Raw genomic sequence first — 5,249 nt, forward strand, 5'->3', positions numbered from 1 at the left:
GGTGGGCAAAAGCAGCGTCTGGCCATGAGTCGGGCTATGATTTTAGATCCTGATATCTTGATTTTAGATGATTCCTTGTCCGCCGTGGATGCCAAGACGGAGTATGCGATCGTCGACAATCTTAAGGAAACGCGTAAAGACAAGACAACCATCATCACGGCCCATCGCCTCAGTGCAGTTGTCCATGCAGATCTGATTTTGGTTCTGCAAAATGGCCAAATCATAGAACGGGGTACACACGAAGACCTGCTAGCTATGGATGGCTGGTATGCCCAAACCTATCAGTCTCAGCAGTTGGAAATGAAAGGAGAAGAAGATGCAGAATAAACAAGAACAATGGGCTGTATTGAAGCGCTTGATGTCCTATCTCAAGCCCTATGGCCTCCTGACCTTTTTGGCACTCAGTTTTCTCCTCGCGACTACAGTCATTAAAAGTGTCATTCCCCTTGTAGCTTCCCACTTTATCGACCAGTACCTCAGCAATCTTAATCAATTGGCCGTGACCGTTTTGCTGGCCTACTATGGTCTTTATATCCTGCAAACTCTGGTTCAGTATGTCGGTAACCTTCTCTTTGCGCGGGTGTCCTACAGTATTGTTAGGGATATTCGTCGCGATGCCTTTGCCAATATGGAGAAACTGGGCATGTCTTATTTTGACAAGACGCCAGCAGGCTCCATCGTTTCTCGTTTGACCAATGATACTGAGACCATCAGTGATATGTTTTCGGGAATTTTATCCAGCTTTATTTCAGCAGTTTTTATCTTTCTGACAACTCTGTATACCATGTTGGTGCTGGATTTTCGTTTGACAGCTTTAGTCTTGCTCTTTCTCCCCTTGATTTTCCTTTTGGTCAATCTCTATCGGAAAAAGTCAGTGAAAATCATCGAAAAAACCAGAAGTCTCTTATCGGATATCAATAGTAAGCTGGCAGAAAACATTGAGGGAATCAGGATTATCCAGGCCTTTAATCAAGAGAAGCGCCTGCAAGCAGAATTTGATGAAATTAACCAAGAACACTTGGTCTATGCCAACCGTTCTGTGGCCTTGGATGCCCTCTTTTTGAGACCTGCCATGAGTTTGCTGAAACTCCTAGGCTACGCCGTTTTGATGGCTTACTTTGGCTACCGCGGTCTTTATCTAGGAATAACGGCAGGAACCATGTATGCCTTTATCCAGTACATCAATCGTCTCTTTGACCCCCTCATCGAGGTAACGCAAAACTTTTCTACTCTTCAGACCTCCATGGTGTCAGCAGGTCGTGTCTTTGCACTCATTGATGAGACCAACTATGAACCGGCGCAAGAGAATGACCCTGCCGAAATCCAAGAAGGAAATATTCGCTTTGAACATGTGTCCTTCTCTTATGATGGAAAACACCAAATTCTAGATGATATTTCCTTTACCGTCAATAAAGGTGAAACCATTGCCTTTGTCGGTCATACGGGATCGGGGAAATCTTCGATTATCAATGTCCTCATGCGTTTTTATGAATTTCAGTCAGGCCGAGTTCTCTTGGATGGTGTGGATATTAGGGACTACAGCCAGGAAGAATTGAGAAAAAACATCGGACTGGTCTTGCAGGATCCCTTCCTCTATCATGGAACTATCAAGTCCAATATCGCCATGTACCAAGATCTTAGTGATGAAGAGGTCCAGGCTGCAGCTACTTTTGTCGATGCAGATTCCTTTATTCAAGACCTTCCGCAGGGCTATGATGCTCCTGTTTCCGAGCGTGGTTCGAGTTTTTCTACTGGACAGCGCCAGCTTCTTGCCTTTGCCAGAACAGTTGCTAGTCAGCCTAAAATCCTGATTTTGGATGAAGCGACAGCCAATATTGACTCTGAAACAGAAAGTTTGGTTCAAGATTCCCTAGCTAAGATGAGACAGGGGCGGACAACCATTGCTATTGCTCATCGCCTTTCAACCATCCAAGATGCCAACTGTATCTATGTTTTGGACAAGGGGCGCATCATCGAGAGTGGCACCCATGAGGAACTCTTGGCCTTGGAAGGAACCTATCACAAGATGTATAGCTTGCAGGCAGGGGCCATGTCATAAAGAAGAATTCCTCTAAATCACAGATTTCTTGCACCGCCTTTTCTATTTTGTGGTATAATGAAAAATGTTGACAAATAGTATAATAAAAACAAAGGAGAAACAGCATGCTGAAATGGGAAGACTTACCCGTGGAAATGCAATCAAGCGAGGTTGAGTCTTACTACCAGCTTGTCTCTAAAAGGAAGGGTTCGCTGATTTTCAAGCGTTGCCTGGATTGGGTTCTGGCCCTGTTTTTGCTACTTTTGACTTCTCCCGTCTTTCTTATCTTGAGCATTTGGATCAAGTTGGATAGCAAGGGACCTGTCATTTACAAGCAAGAGCGCGTGACCCAGTACAACCGTCCGTTCAAGATTTGGAAGTTCCGTACCATGGTAACGGATGCGGATAAAAAAGGAAGCCTGGTGACTTCTGCTAACGATAGCCGTATTACCAAAGTGGGAAATTTCATTCGCCGTGTGCGTTTGGACGAACTACCTCAGCTGGTCAATGTCCTTAAAGGCGAAATGTCCTTTGTTGGGACACGACCTGAAGTGCCACGTTACACGGAGCAGTATAGCCCTGAAATGATGGCGACCTTGCTCTTACCAGCAGGAATTACCTCTCCAGCCAGCATCAACTACAAGGATGAGGATACTATCATCAGTCAAATGACGGAGAAAGGTATGTCAGTTGACCAAGCCTATGTCGAACATGTCCTTCCTGAAAAGATGCGCTATAACCTTGCTTATCTCCGAGAATTTAGTTTTTTTGGAGATATCAAAATCATGTTTCAAACCGTGTTTGAAGTATTAAAATAAAGTAGTCATGAGAAAATGAGTACAGATAAAAGGAGCAAATCAATGCCAAATTACAATATTCCATTTTCACCACCCGATATCACAGAAGCAGAAATTGCTGAAGTAGCGGATACCCTTCGTTCTGGCTGGATCACAACAGGTCCTAAGACAAAAGAACTGGAGCGCCGCTTGTCTCAATACACACAGACGCCTAAGATGGTCTGCCTCAACTCTGCGACAGCCGCTCTTGAGTTGATTTTGCGTGTGCTTGAAGTGGGACCTGGTGATGAAGTCATCGTTCCAGCTATGACCTATACAGCTTCATGTAGTGTCATCACTCACGTAGGAGCAACCCCTGTCATGGTCGATATCCAAGCAGATACGTTTGAGATGGACTATGACCTGCTTGAGCAAGCTATCACTGAAAAGACTAAGGTGATTATTCCAGTAGAGCTTGCAGGGATTGTTTGCGACTATGACCGTTTGTTCCAAGTTGTTGAGAAAAAACGTGACCTCTTTACAGCTGCTAGCAAGTGGCAAAAGGCCTTTAACCGTATTGTGATTGTCTCTGATAGTGCCCATGCTTTGGGATCTACTTACAAAGGACAGCCTGCGGGTTCTATCGCTGACTTTACTTCCTTCTCATTCCATGCCGTAAAAAACTTTACAACTGCTGAGGGAGGAAGTGCTACTTGGAAAGCCAATCCAGCGATTGACGACGAAGAGATGTACAAGGAATTCCAAATTCTTTCTCTTCATGGTCAAACCAAAGATGCTCTTGCCAAGATGCAATTGGGTTCATGGGAATACGATATCGTAACACCAGCCTACAAGTGCAACATGACAGATATCATGGCTTCCCTTGGTCTAGTACAATTGGATCGTTACCCAAGTTTGCTTGACCGTCGTAAGGAAATCGTGGACCGTTATGATCGTGGTTTTGCGGGTACTCGCATTCATCCATTGGCACATGAAACGGAAACTGTTGAGTCAAGTCGTCACCTCTACATCACCCATGTTGAAGGTGCGAGTCTCGAAGAACGCAACCACATCATCCAAGAATTGGCCAAAGCAGGAATTGCAAGTAATGTACACTACAAACCACTTCCTCTCTTGACAGCCTATAAGAATCTTGGTTTTGATATGGCAGATTATCCAAGATCCTATGCCTTCTTTGAAAATGAAATTACGCTTCCTCTTCATACAAAATTAAGCGATGAAGAAGTTGATTACATTGTTCAGACTTTGGTGAGAATTTCCGAAGAAATCCTCGGTTCTGGAAAAAAATCATAAAAAAATCTTGACAAAAAGCGGACAATAGCATATAATATTCTCAACAAATCAGAAAAGTAACTATGTTTGATCTTCAGGGAGCCTGTGGTGATTGTGAACAGGTGGTTGGAAATAGTGAAAGTGGGCTGATTTTAAAAATGAATTTGAAACAATGAAAATTCGGTGCGCACACCTTACAGTGCAACTTGTTGTTAGACAAGGTAGAGATGTAAAGGGAATAGTCCCTTTATAATTGAGGTGGCACCGCGTTACCAACGCCCTCACACAGATTATATTCTGTGTGTGGGCTTTTTCATATCTTGAAATTAATACTGAAAGAGGAAAAATTTATGACAACTAAAGGATATTTTGGACAATTTGGTGGCAGTTTTGTACCGGAGCCGATTCAGGCTTTGTTGGATGAGTTGGAAGTGACTTTTGATAAGTACAAGGAAGATCCAGAGTTTTTGGCAGAATTTCGTCATTACTTGAAGGACTATTCCGGTCGCGAAACACCGCTCTATTTTGCGGAAAGTTTGACAGAACACTTAGGTGGAGCTAAGATTTATCTTAAACGTGAAGACCTTAACCACCTTGGTTCTCACAAGCTCAACAATGTTTTAGGGCAAATTCTTCTTGCCAAACGTATGGGCAAGAAACGAGTGATCGCAGAAACAGGAGCTGGTCAGCACGGGGTTGCGACTGCAGCTGCGGCCGCTAAGTTTGGTATGGCTTGTGATGTCTACATGGGGGCAGAAGATGTGGAGCGCCAACGTCTCAATGTTTTCCGTATGGAGATGATGGGAGCGACTGTTCACGCAGTTGAAACGGGGACACGAACTCTTAAGGATGCGGTTGATGCAGCCTTTGGAGCATGGATGAATGACCTTGAAGCCTTCTACGTTTTAGGTTCTGCTGTTGGACCTCACCCTTATCCAACGATTGTTCATGAATTCCAAAAGGTCATCAGTGAAGAATCACGTCGTCAAATCTTGGAAAAAGAAGGACGTCTGCCAGACTACGTTATTGCTTGTGTAGGTGGTGGTTCTAATGCTATTGGAGCTTTTTCACAGTATGTGGCTGATGAAGAAGTCAAATTGGTTGGGGTCGAAGCTGCCGGTCACGGACTTGACACAGACAAG

Annotated in this window: 4 protein-coding genes, 1 pseudogene and 1 other annotated feature; all 5 genes and pseudogenes read left to right on the plus strand. The window is 44.1% G+C overall.

Features of this window, described 5'->3' with window-relative positions; genetic code table 11:
• Positions 1-327 (plus strand): annotated as a pseudogene (locus tag SORDD24_RS00110) (multidrug ABC transporter permease/ATP-binding protein); the annotation flags it as partial.
• Complete coding sequence (locus SORDD24_RS00115) at positions 317-2,059, plus strand: ABC transporter ATP-binding protein (RefSeq protein WP_061406494.1); 1,743 nt, start codon at positions 317-319, stop codon at positions 2,057-2,059. The pseudogene SORDD24_RS00110 and the gene SORDD24_RS00115, both read left to right, overlap by 11 nt.
• 104 nt (positions 2,060-2,163) lie before the next feature.
• A complete protein-coding gene (locus tag SORDD24_RS00120) occupies positions 2,164-2,856 on the plus strand; it encodes a sugar transferase (protein WP_061406496.1) in 693 nt (230 codons plus the stop codon).
• A 42-nt stretch (positions 2,857-2,898) separates the two neighbouring features.
• Positions 2,899-4,128, plus strand: a complete 1,230-nt coding sequence (locus tag SORDD24_RS00125; protein WP_061406498.1) for a DegT/DnrJ/EryC1/StrS family aminotransferase — start codon at positions 2,899-2,901, stop codon at positions 4,126-4,128.
• Between the two features lie 34 nt (positions 4,129-4,162).
• Positions 4,163-4,393: a binding site (T-box leader), on the plus strand.
• Positions 4,394-4,457: 64 nt separating this feature from the next.
• Positions 4,458-5,249, plus strand: a 792-nt coding sequence (gene trpB / locus SORDD24_RS11415; RefSeq protein WP_231082628.1) for a tryptophan synthase subunit beta, incomplete at its 3' end; no start/stop codon positions are given.

Origin of the sequence: Streptococcus oralis (assembly GCF_001579175.1) — a bacterium.
Classification (GTDB): Bacteria; Bacillota; Bacilli; order Lactobacillales; family Streptococcaceae; genus Streptococcus; species Streptococcus oralis_O.

Excerpts from the sequence above, each read along its gene's own strand:
- SORDD24_RS00115 (WP_061406494.1), top strand. The coding sequence starts at position 317 with ATGCAGAATAAACAAGAACAATGGGCTGTATTGAAGCGCTTGATGTCC.
- SORDD24_RS00120 (WP_061406496.1), top strand. The coding sequence starts at position 2,164 with ATGCTGAAATGGGAAGACTTACCCGTGGAAATGCAATCAAGCGAGGTT.
- SORDD24_RS00125 (WP_061406498.1), top strand. The coding sequence starts at position 2,899 with ATGCCAAATTACAATATTCCATTTTCACCACCCGATATCACAGAAGCA.